The sequence below is a fragment of the Brevundimonas sp. KH_058 genome (assembly GCF_057838505.1).
Genome location: NZ_CM174469.1, coordinates 414,074 through 428,329, shown reverse-complemented (window position 1 = coordinate 428,329; position 14,256 = coordinate 414,074). Strand labels below are relative to the sequence as shown.

Below are 14,256 nucleotides of genomic sequence, written 5' to 3'. Positions count from 1 at the left end.
ACGGCGTTTGCGTCACCTCTCCGCGCGCGAAGGCGCGGGGGGAGGACAGATCGCGCAGCGATCAGGAGGGGGCGACTCGGGCAGTGGTGATGACCCTGCCAGCGTCAGACACCGAGTCGCCCCCGCCTGGCGCTCGCTGACGCGACCGCCTGTCCTCCCCATTCGCCTTCGCGAATGGGGAGGTGAGAGTTACGACCGGCGAACCAGAAGGACGCCGGCCAGAACAAGCCCGACGCCAGCGATGCGGCCGAGGTTCAGCGGCTGGCGCGGCACGCCCAGGGCGCCGAAATGGTCCAGCGCCAGGCTGAGCAACAGCTGCCCGCCGACCATCAGGGTGATGGTCATGGCCACGCCCAGGCGCGGCACGCCCCAGGCGGCGGCGACCACGAAACAGGCGCCGTAGGCCCCGCCCAGCCAGGCGTACCAGGGCAGGGCGCGCGTGGCGGCGAAGTCCGGCCGGGTGTGCAGGATGGCCGCCAGCACACCCAGTACCGTGGTCCCGACGGCGAAGGAGATGAAGGCGGCGTTGACCGGGGAGGCGACGGCCGTGGCCAGTTTGGCGTTGGTCGGCGCCTGGAGCGCGGTGGCGCCGCCGGCCAGGACGACGATCAGGATGGCGAGCAGTGACGGGTTCATGGCCCCTGGCTAGCACGGCTTTCGCCGGATGCGGAGGGCGGCTTGAGACGGCCAGCGCGACGCAGGCGGCGGCGTTCGGCGCGGTTCAGGGGTTGAGGGGCGGGCGGCGTCAAAACAGGGTGCAATCTGTGCACTTCGTCCAGATCGGACGCGGCGTCGTCGAAAACGGGGTGCAATCTGTGCACTTCGTCCAGATCGGACGGTGCGGACGAAAATTCAGGATGCAATCTGTGCACATCCGGGGTTTCGGCGGGCGTTTCGGCCGCCAGGGACGACAGGGTCTCGAAGATCTTGAGCCAGCGCAGGGCCTCGGTCGCCTCGCCGTCCATCAGCGACAGTTGCAGGCGACGGCGCGCCGACAGGGCCATGGCCGACAGGTCGATGTCCTCGACGTCCTCAAGTTCGACGGCGGGATCGTACATATCGGGATCGTCCTGATCCTGTAGTCGCCAGCCCGCCTTGCGGGCGCGAACGCGAAAGGCCGAAATGCCCAGGTCGTAGCGGCGGCAGACGACGCGCGCCGGCTCGCCCGCCAGATAGTCGTCGCGGGCCCGGTCCCAGACTTGCTGCGAACGAACGCGATAGACGGGGGCGGCTTGGGTCATGGGCGGACGCTGGCACGCGCCTGCGTCAGATGCGGACGTCTCTCACCAGTCGGGCCTCACCAGTTCGGATCGACCGGGGCGCCGTCGAAGATCTCGGCCAGACGCGCGCGACAGCCCCGGTTGGTATCGGCGGGCAGGTCGGAGGGCGAGAACCAGCCGACCTCGGCGATCTCGCCATGGCTGGTGCGCTCGCCCCGGTCGAAGTCGTCCAGGCGGAAGACGACGACATGATCGCCGGGAAAGAAGCGGTCGTTGGAATGGATCGAGACCAGACGCGGCGCCGCCCGCGCGATCAGCCCGGCCTCTTCGAGCAGTTCGCGCACCACGGCGGCCTGGGTCGTCTCGCCCCGATCTACCCCGCCGCCCGGCAACCACCAGCCGGCCAGATAGGTGTGCCGCACCATCAGCACCCGCCCCTGCGCATCCACCGCCACCGCCCGCACGCCCAGCGTCTTGCCGCGCGTCAGGCGCGACCAGGCGAAGAAGAGGGGGCGGATGAAGGGTTCGACGTGGATGCGCCAGGTCATTGTGTCCGTTCCCGGCTGCGGGATGTGACGGGATGTTCGATCATTTTTTGGGTGCGTGATGAAAAGCAGAATCAGCAGGACGAGCTAGGCTCGTTTTCTCGCCTATGGAACATCCAAGGCGCGAGTGCTAACTCGCTCTTGCACGGGGTTTTCCTTCGCATACGGGCTGTGCAACTGCGGCCTAAGAGCGAATGTCTGGACAGTAACGTCCGCGCCAAATGGTTCGGCTTGAATGGCGGGATTGGAAGGAAGACCTCGTGCACTCTTGGCGTCGATTCTTTGGGAAGAATGTCACGATCCTCATACCCGCCGAAATGGCGAGTGAGTCGGATCTCCTTGCGTATCTCGAAGTTTCACCCGCCGAGCTTAAGAAAATCTGGTGGTTCCGTGACCAGATGTACAGTGAGTTCAACATTGCGAAAACCTCGGGCAAAAATCGGCTAATCACAGCGCCGGATCGGCGGCTGAAAATGATCCAACGTAGAATTGTGTCGCTTCTCGACCAACTCTACCGCGTTCGAAATCCAGTTCACGCATTCGTTCCAGACAAGTCGGTCAAGACCAACGCCGAATCCCATGGTGATCGTCGGCATGTTGTGAATCTTGATCTGGAGGACTTCTTCGGTTCAATCACGGAAGCGCGAGTTACCGGGCTGCTGGTGTCACTCGGCGTCCAGAATCGTGTGTCTGAAATAATTGCTAGGCTTTGTTGCCGTGGAGGGAAACTTCCTCAAGGAGCGCCGACAAGCCCTGTCATTTCTAATATGATCTGCTTTCGATTGGACACAGATCTTCTGCTGATCGCCAAGGCATCTAGAGCTATTTACACGCGATACGCGGACGACATTACCTTCTCTAGCTATCAACCGCCTGCACCACTGTTTGAAGGGGCCGTGCCGCCTGTTGGTCGCTTTTCGCCTGAGCTACTAGCCACAAACCTTCGGGGAGCCATCAGCGCCAACGGCTTTGTCGTAAACGGCGAAAAAGCGCACTACGCCGACCGCAACTCTCGCCGGATCGTCACGGGGGTGAAGATCAACGCAGGGCTAAACGTAGATCGCCGCTACATCCGCCGAATACGGGCTGTGCTTCACTCTATCGAAAAATCTGACTTAGCCACGGCGCAAACAAAATATTCGAGCGCTGGAGGGAAAGGACGGCTCGCCGACCATTTGCGCGGAAAAATTTCGTATGTAGCACATCTAAAGGGGCGCGCGGACCCGGTCGTGCGTTCACTTATAAATCGTTACAATCAAAGCTTTAAGAAGTCGAAAATCAGCCTGGAGCCAACTCTAGAGGAGCGCCGCGACAGATCTGTGTGGGTTATCGACAATCAACACGACCACGGTACCTGCTTCTTTCTGAAAGGTGTTGGACTGGTCACATCAGCGCATTGCGTAACGGGCGTGATGGCGGTTGGGGTGCTTCATCCATCGAAACACACGACAATCTTTCCTGCTGCGGTTCTGCATCGCGATGAACACAGGGACTTGGCGATCTTAGATACGTCCGCGATCCCAAAGTCTGATTTTTACGAGATGGAGTTAGCCACTACAGCAGTCACCACAATGGATCGAGTTGTGGCTCTCGGTTATCCAAGTTGGGGTCCCGGTGAGCGCCTTAACGTTAGACCGGGAGAGGTGACTGTTCTAACGGCGAAATTTGGTGTCCCGTTCGTCGAAGTTACTCAGCAACTGTCGCAAGGCATGTCTGGCGGGCCAGTTGTGGATCGCGAAGGGAATGTAATCGCAGTTATTCGAAGCGGTGGCCCGAGTGAACCTCGACAGTTTGCTGTAAACGCGAAGGAAATCGCCGCCGCGTCGCTAATGCCTCCCGAGGAAAAGCGAAAACCTCCAACGCCGAAGGCGAGTGTCGCTCCGCCACCTCATGGGCCTATGGCAGGCATTGGTAACCTAATTAGACAGCGTCTTCGGCGCTGGCTCGGTATTGATGATAAATAACACACGCACCTCCACCTGCGGCGACCGACAATTTAGAACGTAGAATATCCTGTGTTTCAGTGGGAGCTTTCCCACCCCCTTCTGAGTTAGTCCAACACGCCTCCCTAACCCGCCCCGCTTGAACCCCGCCCCGGTCCGCTCTAATCGGGGACGGACAATAGGAGCATCCCATGCTGGCTCTCGGCATCATCTTCGGCTTCATCGCCGTCATTGCGGCTTTCAATGCGTTCGAGTTCGGTCGGGTTGACTGACTCACCTCGCGGCGTCGCGCTGGTCACGGGCGGGGCGCGGCGGATCGGGCGGGCCATCTGTCTGAGGCTGGCCCAGGCCGGGTTCGACGTGGCGATCCATCATCATGCGTCGGGCGAGGACGCCCGGACCCTGGCAGACGAAATCGCGGGCCTGGGGCGGCGCGCGTGCCTGTTGCAGGCGGACCTGACGGACGAGGCCAGGGTGAGGGCGCTGGTTCCGGCGGCCGTTGAGGCGCTGGGGCCGGTCGGCGTGCTGGTCAACAACGCCTCGGTGTTCGAGGACGACCGGGTCGGCGGCCTGACGCGCGACAGCTGGGACCTGCATCTTGAGACCAATCTGAGGGCGCCCATCGTGCTGGCCGAGGCGTTCGCGGCCCAGACTGTCGAGGGGGCCATCGTCAACCTGCTGGACCAGAAGGTGCTGAAGCCGGATCCGCGCTTCTTCTCCTACAGCCTGTCGCGCAATGGGCTGTGGTGGGCGACGCAGACCCTGGCCCAGGCGCTGGCGCCGGGCATCCGGGTCAATGGGGTGGGGCCGGGGCCGACCCTGCCGTCGATCCATCAGACGGCCGAGGATTTCGCCGCCGAGGCGCGCGCCACACTGTTGCAGACGCCCGGCAGCCCCGAGGCGGTGGCGCAGGCCGTGCTGTGGCTGATTGACGCCCGGATGGTGACGGGCCAGATGATCGCCGTCGATGGGGGCCAGCACCTGGCCTGGCGCACCCCCGACATCCAGGAGTAGCGCGTGGTTTCCTCCTCTCACGTGACGCCGTTTCCGGCGGAAGAGCCGCTGCGTTTCGAGCGCCTGAGCGTGTTCGTGCGCGGGCTGGAGGTCGAGGCCGGGATCGGGGTCTATGACCACGAACAGGGGCGGCTGCAGCGGCTGGTGATCGATGTGACGCTGGAGCTTGAGCCGCGGCCCATCGAGCGGCTGGGCGACACCATCAACTATGAGACCGTGGCCAATGCGGCGCGGGCCATCGCGGCCGAGGGGCATGTCGGGCTGGTGGAGACCTTCGCCGAACGGCTGGCGCGGGCGTGCCTGGAGGATCGGCGGGTGCTGCGGGCCACGGTGCGGATCGAGAAGCCGGGGGCGCTGACGGCCGTGATCGCGCCGGGGTGCGAGATCGTGCTGGGGCGGTAATCCCTCCCATTCTTTCGTCATCCTCCGGCAAGCCGCCTGCGGCGCAGACCGGGGGACCCAGCGGCGCCGAAGGCGATGCATCCGTCGCACGATGCTGGGATATCTACTCTGCGACAGGTTCGCGCTCGCGCGCGCCGCTGGGTCCCCCGGTTCCGCTGCGCGGCCCGGAGGATGACGAAAGCTAGGTTGCTTCCGGTCAGCCTCACAGCCATTGTCGCGGCCTTGAGTCCAGCCGGGCGTCCGGCGTGTGAGAAGCGATGTTCATGGCCGAGCCCGGCGATCCGAAAGACCCTGCGGTCCCCAACGACGATCACGATCACGACGCCCAGGTCGGCTTCGTCTCGCCGGCGTCGCTGGCCGGGCGTGCGCGGGCGCCGGAGCCGGTCGCTGAGGACGTGCGCGAGCCGGACCTGTTCGATCCGCCGGAGCCCAGGCCTTTCGACCTGTCGGGACAGATGACGCGGCCGACGGCGCCGTTTGCGCATAAGCCGGAGCCGCAGCCCGAGGCGCCAGTGACGCGTGACGTGCGTGAGCGGCTGGTCGAGACCGAGAGGCGGGCGGCGCCGGCCGTGCCGATGCGGTTGTATGCGGTCTATGTGCTGATCCTGCTGGCGGTGCCGACGTTGGGCCTGTCGTGCCTGGTGGCCCTGCTGGCGGTGACGCGGCGCGACGACGGGCAGGATGCGCTGGAGGCCAGCCATTTCGTCTATCAGAAACGGACCCTGTGGGGCGCGGTGATCGCGGCGGTGCTGGGGGCGGTGCTGATCGTGGTCAATGTCGGCGTGCTGGTGCTGTTCGCCCTGGCGATCTGGGTGCTGGCGCGCGGCGCGTTCGGGGTGCTGAAACTGAAGAGCGGTCAGGCCGTTCCCAATCCTCGCAGCTGGCTGTTCTGAAGGACCGACGATGACGAACGAACCCAATTTCATCGCCGGACAGGAGTCCGAGGGCAAGGTCGGGGCGCTGATCGCCTGGGGCCTGTTCATCCTGTCGATCCCCAGCGCGAACGTGCTGGTCCTGATCGGGTTGGTGGTGTCCTATGTCACGCGCGGGACGGCGACGGGCGTGGCGCGTCAGCATATCGACGCGCAGATCGCCCTGTTCTGGTCGGTGTTCTGGTGGACCATCGCCGCCTGGGTGGGGATCGCGGTCAGCGCCGTGGCCTCGGTCGTGCTGATCGGCATTCCCTTCCTGCTGCTGTTCCTCCTGGCGTGGTTCCTGTTGAGCGTATGGTTCACGATCAAGAGCGTGATCGGCCTGCTGAACCTGCTGAACGACAAGCCCATCTGAGCCTTACGGAACGCCCTCGCAGCCTTGGCGGTTGATCCGTCGAAGGAGAGACGCATGGGACAGTTCAAAGACGTCGAGAGCGACAACCGCTTCGAGCAGGCGTTCGACGACGACAAGGGGTCAGGCCTGGTCTGGGCCGACTATGCCGTGAAGGGCGACGCGCGGATGATCCTGCACGTCGAGGCGGAACAGTCGCTGCGCGGATCGGGCGCGGCGGGGCGGTTCATGCAGGCAATGGCCGAGCATGCGCGCGAGACGGGGCTGAAGCTGTTTCCGCGCTGCAGCTACGCCGTCGCCTGGCACAAGCGGCATCCCGATTACGACGACGTTCTGGCCTGAGGTCGCTGACGCCGCTTAGCCGACGCGGTGGACGATGGTCTTGATGGTCTCGGCCTTGGTCGGCAGGTCGGCGGCGAGACGCGAGGCGATCTCGCGGGCGCCGACGGGATAGGCGTCGCCACCGTCGGCGATGGCCCTGGCCTTGGCGGCGGCGTCGAGCAGCAGTTTCTCCAGCGCCTCGATCTCTTCCAGCGCCAGGGAGTGGGCCTCCATCTGGAGGCGTTTGACGCGGTCGGCGGTGGTCTCGGGCGCGCGCATCAGGTCATAGACGGCGGACTCGGTTTCCACGATCCGCAGGTCAGGCTTGGCGTCGGTGTTGGTCTTGTTGGTCATGGAATCGGGTCCACAGCAGGAGCTGAAAGTCGAAGGTGGACGCGATCCCGTCGCACGTCGAGCGTGGCTGTAACGGTTGTGGCGGCGCTGTGGCCGCCACGCATCGCTTTTGGATCGATCAGAGCTCGGGCGCGCGGGCCGGGACCATCGCAGGCGCAGCGACGGGGGCCAGGACGCCGCCGGCGACCGCACGCAGCGGCGAGCGCGGCGTGTGCAGCACGGCCGGCGAGACGCTGACGCCGTCCTGGACCGGGGTGACCAGATAGCCCTTGGCGGCCATGGCGTCGCCCGAACGGACGCGCGAGGTCCAGACGGTGATCGGCGCGGCCAGCAGCAGCGGCAGGACGATCGGGGCGAACCAGGTGGCCAGGTCGGGGCGAACGCACAGCGGGATCATAAAGCCGACGCCGGCGATCATCTGCCAGCGCATGGCGCGCAAGGCGTCGGACCAGGCCAGGCCGTCGGCCTCACGCTGCTGGGTCGTCCAGCCGGTGTCGTGGCCCGAGACGATCTGGATGAAGGCCTTGGTGTTGGCGACCATCAGGATGGGGGCCAGGATGGCCGACAGGGCGATCTCGGCCGCCATGCCCTTGGCGATGGCGCGGCGGCCGCCGAAGGCGCGCAGTTCGGCCGGACGGCTGAGAACCAGGGCGGCGCCCATGAACTTGGGCCCGATCAGCAGCACGCCCGACAGGAAGGAGGCCAGCATGAAGGGCGTGAACTGGGGGTTCAGGATGTAGAAGAAGCTGGTCCAGTCGACCGGATAGAACATCTGGATGAACAGGCCGACCATCAGCGACGCCAGCCACAGGGGCGAGGACAGATAGGCCATGCAGCCCATGGCCAGTTGCAGGCGGCTCATGGGCGACAGGCCCTTGGCCGTGATCAGGCCCAGGTGCTGAAGGTTGCCCTGGAACCAGCGGTGGTCGCGACGGATGAAGTCGGTGATCGACGGCGGGGTCTCTTCCCACGAACCGTCCAGCGAGGCCGTGACGTGGACGGCCCAGCCGGCGCGGCGCATCAGGGCGGCCTCGACGACGTCATGGCTCATGACGTGGCCGCCGAAGGGTTTGCGGCCCTTCAGGTGCGGCAGGCCGCAGCAGGCGGCGAAGGCGCGGGTGCGCAGGATGGCGTTGTGGCCCCAGTAGCTCGATTCCGAGCCGGTCCAGTAAGCGAGACCCGCTGCGGCGACACGGCCGTACAGGCGCACCGAATACTGAGACACGCGCGCGAAGATGGTGCGGGCCTTGATGATGACCGGGGCGGTCTGGATCAGGCCGACGCCCGGATTGCGTTCCATGGCGTCGACCATGCGCAGCAGGGTCTCGCCGGCCATGGTGCTGTCGGCGTCCAGGACGATCATGTTCTCGTAGGCGCCGCCGAAACGACGGACCCATTCGGCCAGATTGCCGGCCTTGCGCTCGGCATTGTCGGTGCGGCGGCGATAGTAGGCCTTGGAGTTGGCGGCCAGGCGGAACGACTGGAAGACCGAGCGCTCGGCGCTGGCGGCGTCTTCCTTGGTCGAGTCGCTGAGCACGAAGATGTCGAAGGCCGAGGAGGCACCCAGGCGGGCCAGCGACTGGTCGATCATGGCCAGGCGCGCGAAGGAGGCGCGGGCGTCTTCGTTATACAGCGGCATCAACAGAGCCGTGCGGGTGCGGGGCAGGGGCGGGTGCGGCGAGAAGGCGAGGTCCGCCTGGTCCTTGCCGCGCAGCATGACGAACAGACCCATCAGGCCGCTGACGAACCAGCAGGAGATGGCGGTGATCAGCACCATGAAGATGCCGAAGGCCAGGATCTCGGTCCCGTCCCACCCCTTGCGGGCGTACAGGTAGAAGGGGGTGATGGCCGACAGGCCGGTCATGACGATAGTGCCGGCCAGCAGCATCAGGCGGCGCATGGCCACCGTGCGCGGCGAGGTCGCGGGCGTCACGTCGGCGACGGCGTCGGGCGCGGCCAGGGACTGGACCGGCATGGCCAGCGGCGCCTCGTCGGGCAGCCACGACCAGGCGGGCCCGGAAGCCAGGTTCGTCGTCTCGATTTCAGCCTGTTCGACAGGCCGGATCGCCAGCTTGTTCATGCCGCTCTGGACGCCCCCGTGTGAACCGGATGTCTTCCCGAGGGCTGGGGAAGACGCGGAGTGCTGCACTGCAACACGAACTGCATAATCGATCACATTCGCGCGATTTTCAATCACGCAATGTTGATATGGGCAAAAAAAGAGGGGGAAAATCTACAGCGAAGCTTCGATCGCGGCGGAAGACGGGCGAGGAGCCGACGATTCCGTGGCGACCGACAGCAGTTTACGGTCCAGAACCCAGGCCGCAACCCCTACCCAACAAACCAGGACGATGGCGTAGAGGCGTTCCCACCAGCCGACGTTGGCGTCGTTGACCGTGCCGGGCAGGACCAGATGCTTGGTCAGGACCGTCAGGATGGCCATGATCACGAAGGTAGCGGCCAGGAAGATCTTCAGGCGCGGCAGGTCGCGGCGTTTGGCCAGACCCCACAGCAGAAGAACCGGGGCCAACTGAATGCCCAGCGCCAGGTTGATGACCATGTGGCGCGGATCGGGCCAGGGCCACAGGGTCGAGGCGGACATGCCCGCCCCCGCCAGGACGAAGACCACGGCGATGACCGCCCCGGCGACCCGCGCCCCGGTCAGGGCATAGACGGCCAGGCCGAAACCGACGCCCGCCAGCGCCGCCATGACCCCGGCGACGAAGACCCCGCCATTGAAGATCATCGGCGCGCGCGCGGTCGCCCCGCCCAGTTCGCTGAGATACTGGGTCGCGTTGTTGAAGCCGGGGTAGGCCAGGATGGCGGCGGCCACGACCGTCAGGGCCAGAAGCGGCGCGGCGACGCCCACGCCCAGCAGGCGACGCCGGCGGTGATAGCGCAGTCGGGGCTTGAGCAGGGCCTGGAGGTCCAGCGGCCAGGGCCGGTCGTCCAGCGGCTTCAGCCCCCACAGCGGACGAATGACGGGAATGCGCCGCACGACCTCATAGACCGCCAGACTGCCGACGAAGGTGATGGCGATCAGGGACAGCAGCTCGATGGGCGCCGGCAGGTTGGCGGGACGGATGATCCAGACCGCCGCGACCAGCACCGTCTGGTGCGCCAGATAGAAGGGGAAGGTGGCCTGGGTCAGATAGTTGAGCACCGGACCGCCCCTGTCGCGCAAATGCCGGCTGCCAAAGCCCAGGATGGCGACAATCACCGCCCACTGGTCGACGCCATAGACGACCGCCTTGGGCACGCCCCAGAAGGCGCGGCCGCCCGGATGCCAGACCTGGATCATCATGATCGGCAGGGCGACCGCCGCCAGGGCCAGGGCGACCCAGCGATAGCGCTCCATCGTGCGCCACAGGCTCTCGCGCCTGACGATGCTGAAGCCGAACAGGAAGGCGACCAGCGACAGGGCGTGATTGTACCAGTCGTTGTGCAGGGTGTTGGTCAGGCCGAACCAGGGGAACAGGCCGATGCGGATGGCGATCAGATAGAGGATCGGCAGGACCAGCAGCCACGGCCCATGAAGCGCCTTTTCCAGCCCGTCGCCCAGCCGCTCGATCAGGCCCGGCACGCGCCACAACAGGACGGCGACCAGGCTGTAGACCGCGATATAGACGATGAACCAAAGGTGGTTGACGGGGATGCCGTCGGCGATGCCGCTCCAGCTGAACTCATGTCCCAGCCAGGCGACATAGCCCGCGAGGCCGCCGGGCCAGCCGCCCTTGTCCATAGACTCGATCCACGACTGGATCGGCACCAGCACCAGCGCTCCGAAGATCAGCGGCGGGACCAGACGCGCGAACCGGGTGCGGGCGACCTGGCGCGGAGTGCGCCGGAACGTCATGAACCGCAGCGCCGCCCCCGACACCAGGAACAGCAGGGTCAGCCGCCAGGGATTGGTGATCAGTATGGCTTCGCGCATCCATTCGAAGGTGTGGGCGCTGTGGATGTGCCAGTCGTAGACCCCGTAGACCAGGCCCACATGATACAGGATCAGCAGACCGAAGGCGCCGACCCGGATCCAGTCGAGATCATAACGGCGCACGGACGGGGCTGCGGACGGGTTCACGGCCGCGTCTATGATCCGGGGACGCGGATCAGGCAAGACGCCGGATGGACGCGGGCGGTGGGAAGCGGGCCTGGGGATCAGGCGGCGGCCAGCGGCCGAACCCTGATGTCCTGTTCGTGGGCGCGGGCCTTGGACAGGTCGTGCCGGGCCTGCATGCGCATCAGGGTGTCGGCGCTGACGCCGAACAGCTTCTCGAACCGGATGGCCATTTCGGCCGATACGCCTGCCTTGCCGTTCAGCAGATTGCTGGCGGCCTGACGCGTCACGCCCAGCGCCTCGGCCAGGGCGGTGACGCTGAGATCCCTGGGTGTGACCAGTTCGTCACGCAGCCAGGCGCCTGGATGAACCGAGAAGGTGGAATGAAGTTGGATGGCCATCAGTGATAATCCTCCAGGTCCATGTCCTCGACGCCGAGGGCCGCGTTGATACGGAACGTCAGCCGCCAGTTCCGGGTGAGCGTCAGAGACCAGGTTCCCGTTCGATCCCCCGTCATTCTGTGGGCCCCGAAGTTGGGCGGGACCAGCAGTTCGTCTTCCGTTGCGATCGCGTCGATATAGGCCAGGATATTGGTGATACGGCCGATCAGGGCGCCGGGCAGGCCTTTGCCCCTCCCGGTCTCCGCGAACTGCCGCAGCGCCTTGTGTCTGATGCTCTCGATCTGCACGAGGCAATGTCACTTTGAAAGTGACGCGTGTCAAGTGACGGTTGACGGGTGTTTAGGCGGAAACGGTCAGTCCCAACGCCTTCAACGTCGCGGCAATGGAGGCGTCCTGTTCGGCGCGGTACAGGGCCATTTCGTCCTGGACCGGGCGGCCGAGGGCCTGTTCGAAATCGGCCTTGGCCGGATCGACGGCGTAGGCGGTTTCGCGCGCCTCGGCGCCCAGGTTGGACTGGAAGATGCCGGCGGCGCTGACGGGCAGGAAGTCCTCGTAGGTGATCGGTTCGGCGACGACGTGGCCCAGGGCGATCAGGTCTTCAAGGTCGGCGGTCTCCGCCCGCGCAGCCAGCCCTTGCGGCGTCGCGCGATAGCGGAACCAGGCCAGGTCGCCGCGTCGCAGCGAGTCCCAGTCGTCGGGCAGGGCCGAGAAATCCTTTGACGCCAGGGCGGCGTCATACAGCGCGCGTCCGGCGGGGGTCAGGGCGCAGCCGCGCTGTTCGATCTCGCCGAAGCGGGCGGTGTGGGTTCCAGCGGTCATTTCTCCAGGGTTTGGGCCTTCCGCGCCGGGGAAGGCGATGGCTTCCTCCAGCGCCTTGAAACTGGTCTGGCGAAGCAGGATGGGACAGGCGCGGGCGGGCGGGCCCTCGATGGTTTCCTTGGGCGTGATGCCGCGCGCGGGCATGGCCGCCTGGGCCGCATCGATGTCCAGCGTGCGCGGGGTCAGGTGGTTGATGTGCGGGCCCTTGAAGCTGACCACATCGGCGATCAGGCGGTGGGCGGCGACCAGGCGTTCGTAGGTCTGTGCGCTGACGGTCGCCTGGGCGTGCCAGCGGAAGGTCTCCAGCAGTTCGGACACGAATCGGTCGGCCTGGTCCTCGTCCAGACCGCCGGCGCTCTCGGCCGTCTCGATCAGCGCGCGTGCGCCGGGGGTGAAGATGTCGCGGCGGGCCAGGGTCTCGGCCGCCTCGGCCCGCAGGGCCGCATCCTCGATCAGCTCCAGCCGCAGCAGCGACGTGAAGACCCGGAACGGATTGCGCGCCAGGGCCGCCGGATCGACGGGGCGGAAGGCGGTCGAATGGACCGGCACCCCGGCCGGCGCCAGGTTGTAATAGCTGACCGGCGCCATCCCCATGACCGCAAAGGCGCGGGCGATGGTGGCCAGTTCGGCCGCCGTGCCGACGCGGATGGCGCCGTGGCGTTCCTCCGACAATCGCGCCAGTTCGCCGGACGCCGCCAGACGGTCCGCCCCGCTCGCATCGGCCTTGATCGCCTGGGCGTTGATGTCGGCCACCAGCGTCAGCAGGTCGCCGTATTGCGGCACCTCGGCCCGGTACAGGGCGGACAGGGCGGCCGAGAACCGGCTGCGGATCTCGTCAGGATGGACGAAGGCGGACATGATCGCTCCCACTTTTTCGTCGCTCATAGGCCGGTCGGCCGCCGGTTGAAACCCGGCGGCCGCATGGAAGCGTCAGGCGTCGACGCCGACCCCGATCGGGCAGACCACGCCGGTCCCGCCGATGCCGCAGTATCCGGCCGGGTTCTTGGCCAGATAGCCCTGGTGATAACCCTCGGCGTAGAAATATTCGCCGGCCGGTTCGATCTCGGTGGTGATGGCTCCGCGCCCGGCTTTGGTCAGGGCGGCCTGATAAGCGTCGCGCGAGCTTTCGGCCTCGGCTTGCTGCTCTGCGTTCAGGGTATAGATGGCCGAGCGATAGGTGGTGCCGATGTCGTTGCCCTGGCGCATGCCCTGGGTCGGATCGTGGTTTTCCCAGAAGGCCTTGAGCAGTTCGCCATAGGTGACGACGGACGGATCGAACACGACCTTGACCACCTCGGTATGACCTGTGCGACCGGTGCAGGTCTCCTCATAGGTCGGATTGGGCGTAATCCCGCCGGCGTAACCGACCGATGTCACCCAGACGCCCGGCAGTTGCCAGAAGATCCGCTCCACGCCCCAGAAGCATCCCATGCCGAAGATGGCGGTCCGGAAACCCTCGGGATAGGGGCCCTTCAGCGGATTGCCGCTGACGTAGTGGTTCGCGTCGGTGGCCAGGGGCTCGGCGCGGCCGGGCAGGGCGGTCTCGGTCGTGGGCATTTCGGGGCTTTTCTTGAACAGCATTTGCGGCTCCCTCATCGGAAAATGGCGTTGAAGTCCATATGGGGATGCGAGAGGCGCTTGCCGAGGGGGCGAGGGTGTTCTATCAGGCCCGCCTCCCGCCGGATCGACCTCCGGCGGCGCGCAAGACGTGGCGTGAAACGGACAGGTGGCGGAGTGGTCGATCGCGCACGCTTGGAAAGCGTGTGTAGGTGAAAGCCTACCGAGGGTTCGAATCCCTCTCTGTCCGCCACCCACTTAATTTTTCCAAGCATAATCAATCTGATAACTCCTGAGTTGTCTAACCCGCACGGTCGTTGTTAGACAAAGTTGTTCCTG

At 65.8% G+C, this 14,256-nt stretch carries 16 protein-coding genes and 1 tRNA gene; 7 read left to right on the top strand and 10 right to left on the bottom strand.

Annotated elements, in window-relative coordinates; all coding sequences use genetic code 11:
• Positions 1–189 precede the first annotated feature (189 nt).
• The 3 genes from AC3ISA_RS02000 to AC3ISA_RS01990 are packed head-to-tail and all read right to left on the bottom strand — an operon-like array spanning position 190 to position 1,768.
• Positions 190–636, bottom strand: a complete 447-nt coding sequence (locus AC3ISA_RS02000) for a DMT family transporter (RefSeq protein WP_489179111.1) — start codon at positions 634–636, stop codon at positions 190–192.
• Positions 633–1,241: a hypothetical protein gene (locus tag AC3ISA_RS01995; protein ID WP_489179110.1), complete on the bottom strand. Its 609-nt coding sequence runs from the start codon at positions 1,239–1,241 to the stop codon at positions 633–635. Before AC3ISA_RS01995 ends, AC3ISA_RS02000 begins: the two co-directional genes overlap by 4 nt.
• Before the next feature lie 56 nt (positions 1,242–1,297).
• Positions 1,298–1,768 (bottom strand): NUDIX domain-containing protein, encoded by a 471-nt coding sequence (locus AC3ISA_RS01990; RefSeq protein ID WP_489179109.1) that lies wholly within the window; start codon positions 1,766–1,768, stop codon positions 1,298–1,300.
• A gap of 218 nt (positions 1,769–1,986) precedes the next feature.
• Between AC3ISA_RS01990 and AC3ISA_RS01985 the strand changes: the two genes are divergently transcribed.
• From AC3ISA_RS01985 to AC3ISA_RS01960, 6 genes are all read left to right on the top strand, one after another.
• A complete protein-coding gene (locus tag AC3ISA_RS01985; RefSeq protein ID WP_489179108.1) occupies positions 1,987–3,729 on the top strand; it encodes a trypsin-like peptidase domain-containing protein in 1,743 nt (580 codons plus the stop codon).
• A 243-nt stretch (positions 3,730–3,972) separates the two neighbouring features.
• Positions 3,973–4,722, top strand: a complete 750-nt coding sequence (locus AC3ISA_RS01980) for an SDR family oxidoreductase (protein WP_489179107.1) — start codon at positions 3,973–3,975, stop codon at positions 4,720–4,722.
• A gap of 3 nt (positions 4,723–4,725) precedes the next feature.
• Positions 4,726–5,124, top strand: coding sequence for a dihydroneopterin aldolase (folB, locus tag AC3ISA_RS01975; RefSeq protein WP_489179106.1), 399 nt, complete (start codon positions 4,726–4,728; stop codon positions 5,122–5,124).
• A 263-nt stretch (positions 5,125–5,387) separates the two neighbouring features.
• Positions 5,388–6,017 (top strand): DUF4870 family protein, encoded by a 630-nt coding sequence (locus AC3ISA_RS01970; protein WP_489179105.1) that lies wholly within the window; start codon positions 5,388–5,390, stop codon positions 6,015–6,017.
• 10 nt (positions 6,018–6,027) lie between these two features.
• The gene (locus tag AC3ISA_RS01965) at positions 6,028–6,411 is read left to right on the top strand and encodes a hypothetical protein (protein ID WP_489179104.1); all 384 of its coding nucleotides are present in this window, start codon (positions 6,028–6,030) and stop codon (positions 6,409–6,411) included.
• 54 nt (positions 6,412–6,465) lie between these two features.
• Positions 6,466–6,750 carry a GNAT family N-acetyltransferase gene (locus AC3ISA_RS01960; protein ID WP_489179103.1) on the top strand — a complete coding sequence of 95 codons (285 nt, stop codon included), beginning with the start codon at positions 6,466–6,468 and terminating at the stop codon, positions 6,748–6,750.
• Positions 6,751–6,765: 15 nt separating this feature from the next.
• Here the strand turns inward: AC3ISA_RS01960 and AC3ISA_RS01955 are convergent, their stop codons facing one another.
• The 7 genes from AC3ISA_RS01955 to msrA all read right to left on the bottom strand — a co-directional run bounded on the left by AC3ISA_RS01955 (position 6,766) and on the right by msrA (position 13,941).
• Positions 6,766–7,083, bottom strand: coding sequence for a hypothetical protein (locus AC3ISA_RS01955; protein ID WP_489179102.1), 318 nt, complete (start codon positions 7,081–7,083; stop codon positions 6,766–6,768).
• A gap of 118 nt (positions 7,084–7,201) precedes the next feature.
• Positions 7,202–9,163 (bottom strand): glucans biosynthesis glucosyltransferase MdoH, encoded by a 1,962-nt coding sequence (gene mdoH / locus AC3ISA_RS01950; RefSeq protein ID WP_489179101.1) that lies wholly within the window; start codon positions 9,161–9,163, stop codon positions 7,202–7,204.
• A gap of 153 nt (positions 9,164–9,316) precedes the next feature.
• On the bottom strand, positions 9,317–11,164 hold the full coding sequence (locus AC3ISA_RS01945) for an acyltransferase family protein (RefSeq protein WP_489179100.1): 1,848 nt from the start codon (positions 11,162–11,164) through the stop codon (positions 9,317–9,319).
• 77 nt (positions 11,165–11,241) lie between these two features.
• Complete coding sequence (locus AC3ISA_RS01940; RefSeq protein ID WP_489179099.1) at positions 11,242–11,541, bottom strand: HigA family addiction module antitoxin; 300 nt, start codon at positions 11,539–11,541, stop codon at positions 11,242–11,244.
• Entirely contained in the window at positions 11,541–11,828 is a 288-nt protein-coding gene (locus AC3ISA_RS01935) for a type II toxin-antitoxin system RelE/ParE family toxin (protein ID WP_489179098.1), read from the bottom strand. The genes AC3ISA_RS01940 and AC3ISA_RS01935 overlap by 1 nt, the downstream gene beginning before the upstream one ends.
• Before the next feature lie 52 nt (positions 11,829–11,880).
• The gene (gene hglS / locus AC3ISA_RS01930) at positions 11,881–13,245 is read right to left on the bottom strand and encodes a 2-oxoadipate dioxygenase/decarboxylase HglS (RefSeq protein ID WP_489179097.1); all 1,365 of its coding nucleotides are present in this window, start codon (positions 13,243–13,245) and stop codon (positions 11,881–11,883) included.
• Between the two features lie 45 nt (positions 13,246–13,290).
• Positions 13,291–13,941 carry a peptide-methionine (S)-S-oxide reductase MsrA gene (gene msrA / locus AC3ISA_RS01925; RefSeq protein ID WP_489179096.1) on the bottom strand — a complete coding sequence of 217 codons (651 nt, stop codon included), beginning with the start codon at positions 13,939–13,941 and terminating at the stop codon, positions 13,291–13,293.
• Between the two features lie 139 nt (positions 13,942–14,080).
• Between msrA and AC3ISA_RS01920 the strand changes: the two genes are divergently transcribed.
• Positions 14,081–14,170: transfer RNA gene (locus AC3ISA_RS01920), tRNA-Ser, on the top strand.
• The last annotated feature ends 86 nt before the right edge of the window (positions 14,171–14,256 follow it).

Excerpts from the sequence above, each read along its gene's own strand:
- AC3ISA_RS02000 (WP_489179111.1), bottom strand. The coding sequence starts at position 636 with ATGAACCCGTCACTGCTCGCCATCCTGATCGTCGTCCTGGCCGGCGGC.
- AC3ISA_RS01995 (WP_489179110.1), bottom strand. The coding sequence starts at position 1,241 with ATGACCCAAGCCGCCCCCGTCTATCGCGTTCGTTCGCAGCAAGTCTGG.
- AC3ISA_RS01990 (WP_489179109.1), bottom strand. The coding sequence starts at position 1,768 with ATGACCTGGCGCATCCACGTCGAACCCTTCATCCGCCCCCTCTTCTTC.
- AC3ISA_RS01985 (WP_489179108.1), top strand. The coding sequence starts at position 1,987 with ATGGTTCGGCTTGAATGGCGGGATTGGAAGGAAGACCTCGTGCACTCT.
- AC3ISA_RS01970 (WP_489179105.1), top strand. The coding sequence starts at position 5,388 with ATGGCCGAGCCCGGCGATCCGAAAGACCCTGCGGTCCCCAACGACGAT.
- AC3ISA_RS01965 (WP_489179104.1), top strand. The coding sequence starts at position 6,028 with ATGACGAACGAACCCAATTTCATCGCCGGACAGGAGTCCGAGGGCAAG.
- AC3ISA_RS01960 (WP_489179103.1), top strand. The coding sequence starts at position 6,466 with ATGGGACAGTTCAAAGACGTCGAGAGCGACAACCGCTTCGAGCAGGCG.
- AC3ISA_RS01955 (WP_489179102.1), bottom strand. The coding sequence starts at position 7,083 with ATGACCAACAAGACCAACACCGACGCCAAGCCTGACCTGCGGATCGTG.
- mdoH (WP_489179101.1), bottom strand. The coding sequence starts at position 9,163 with ATGAACAAGCTGGCGATCCGGCCTGTCGAACAGGCTGAAATCGAGACG.
- AC3ISA_RS01940 (WP_489179099.1), bottom strand. The coding sequence starts at position 11,541 with ATGGCCATCCAACTTCATTCCACCTTCTCGGTTCATCCAGGCGCCTGG.
- hglS (WP_489179097.1), bottom strand. The coding sequence starts at position 13,245 with ATGAGCGACGAAAAAGTGGGAGCGATCATGTCCGCCTTCGTCCATCCT.
- msrA (WP_489179096.1), bottom strand. The coding sequence starts at position 13,941 with ATGCTGTTCAAGAAAAGCCCCGAAATGCCCACGACCGAGACCGCCCTG.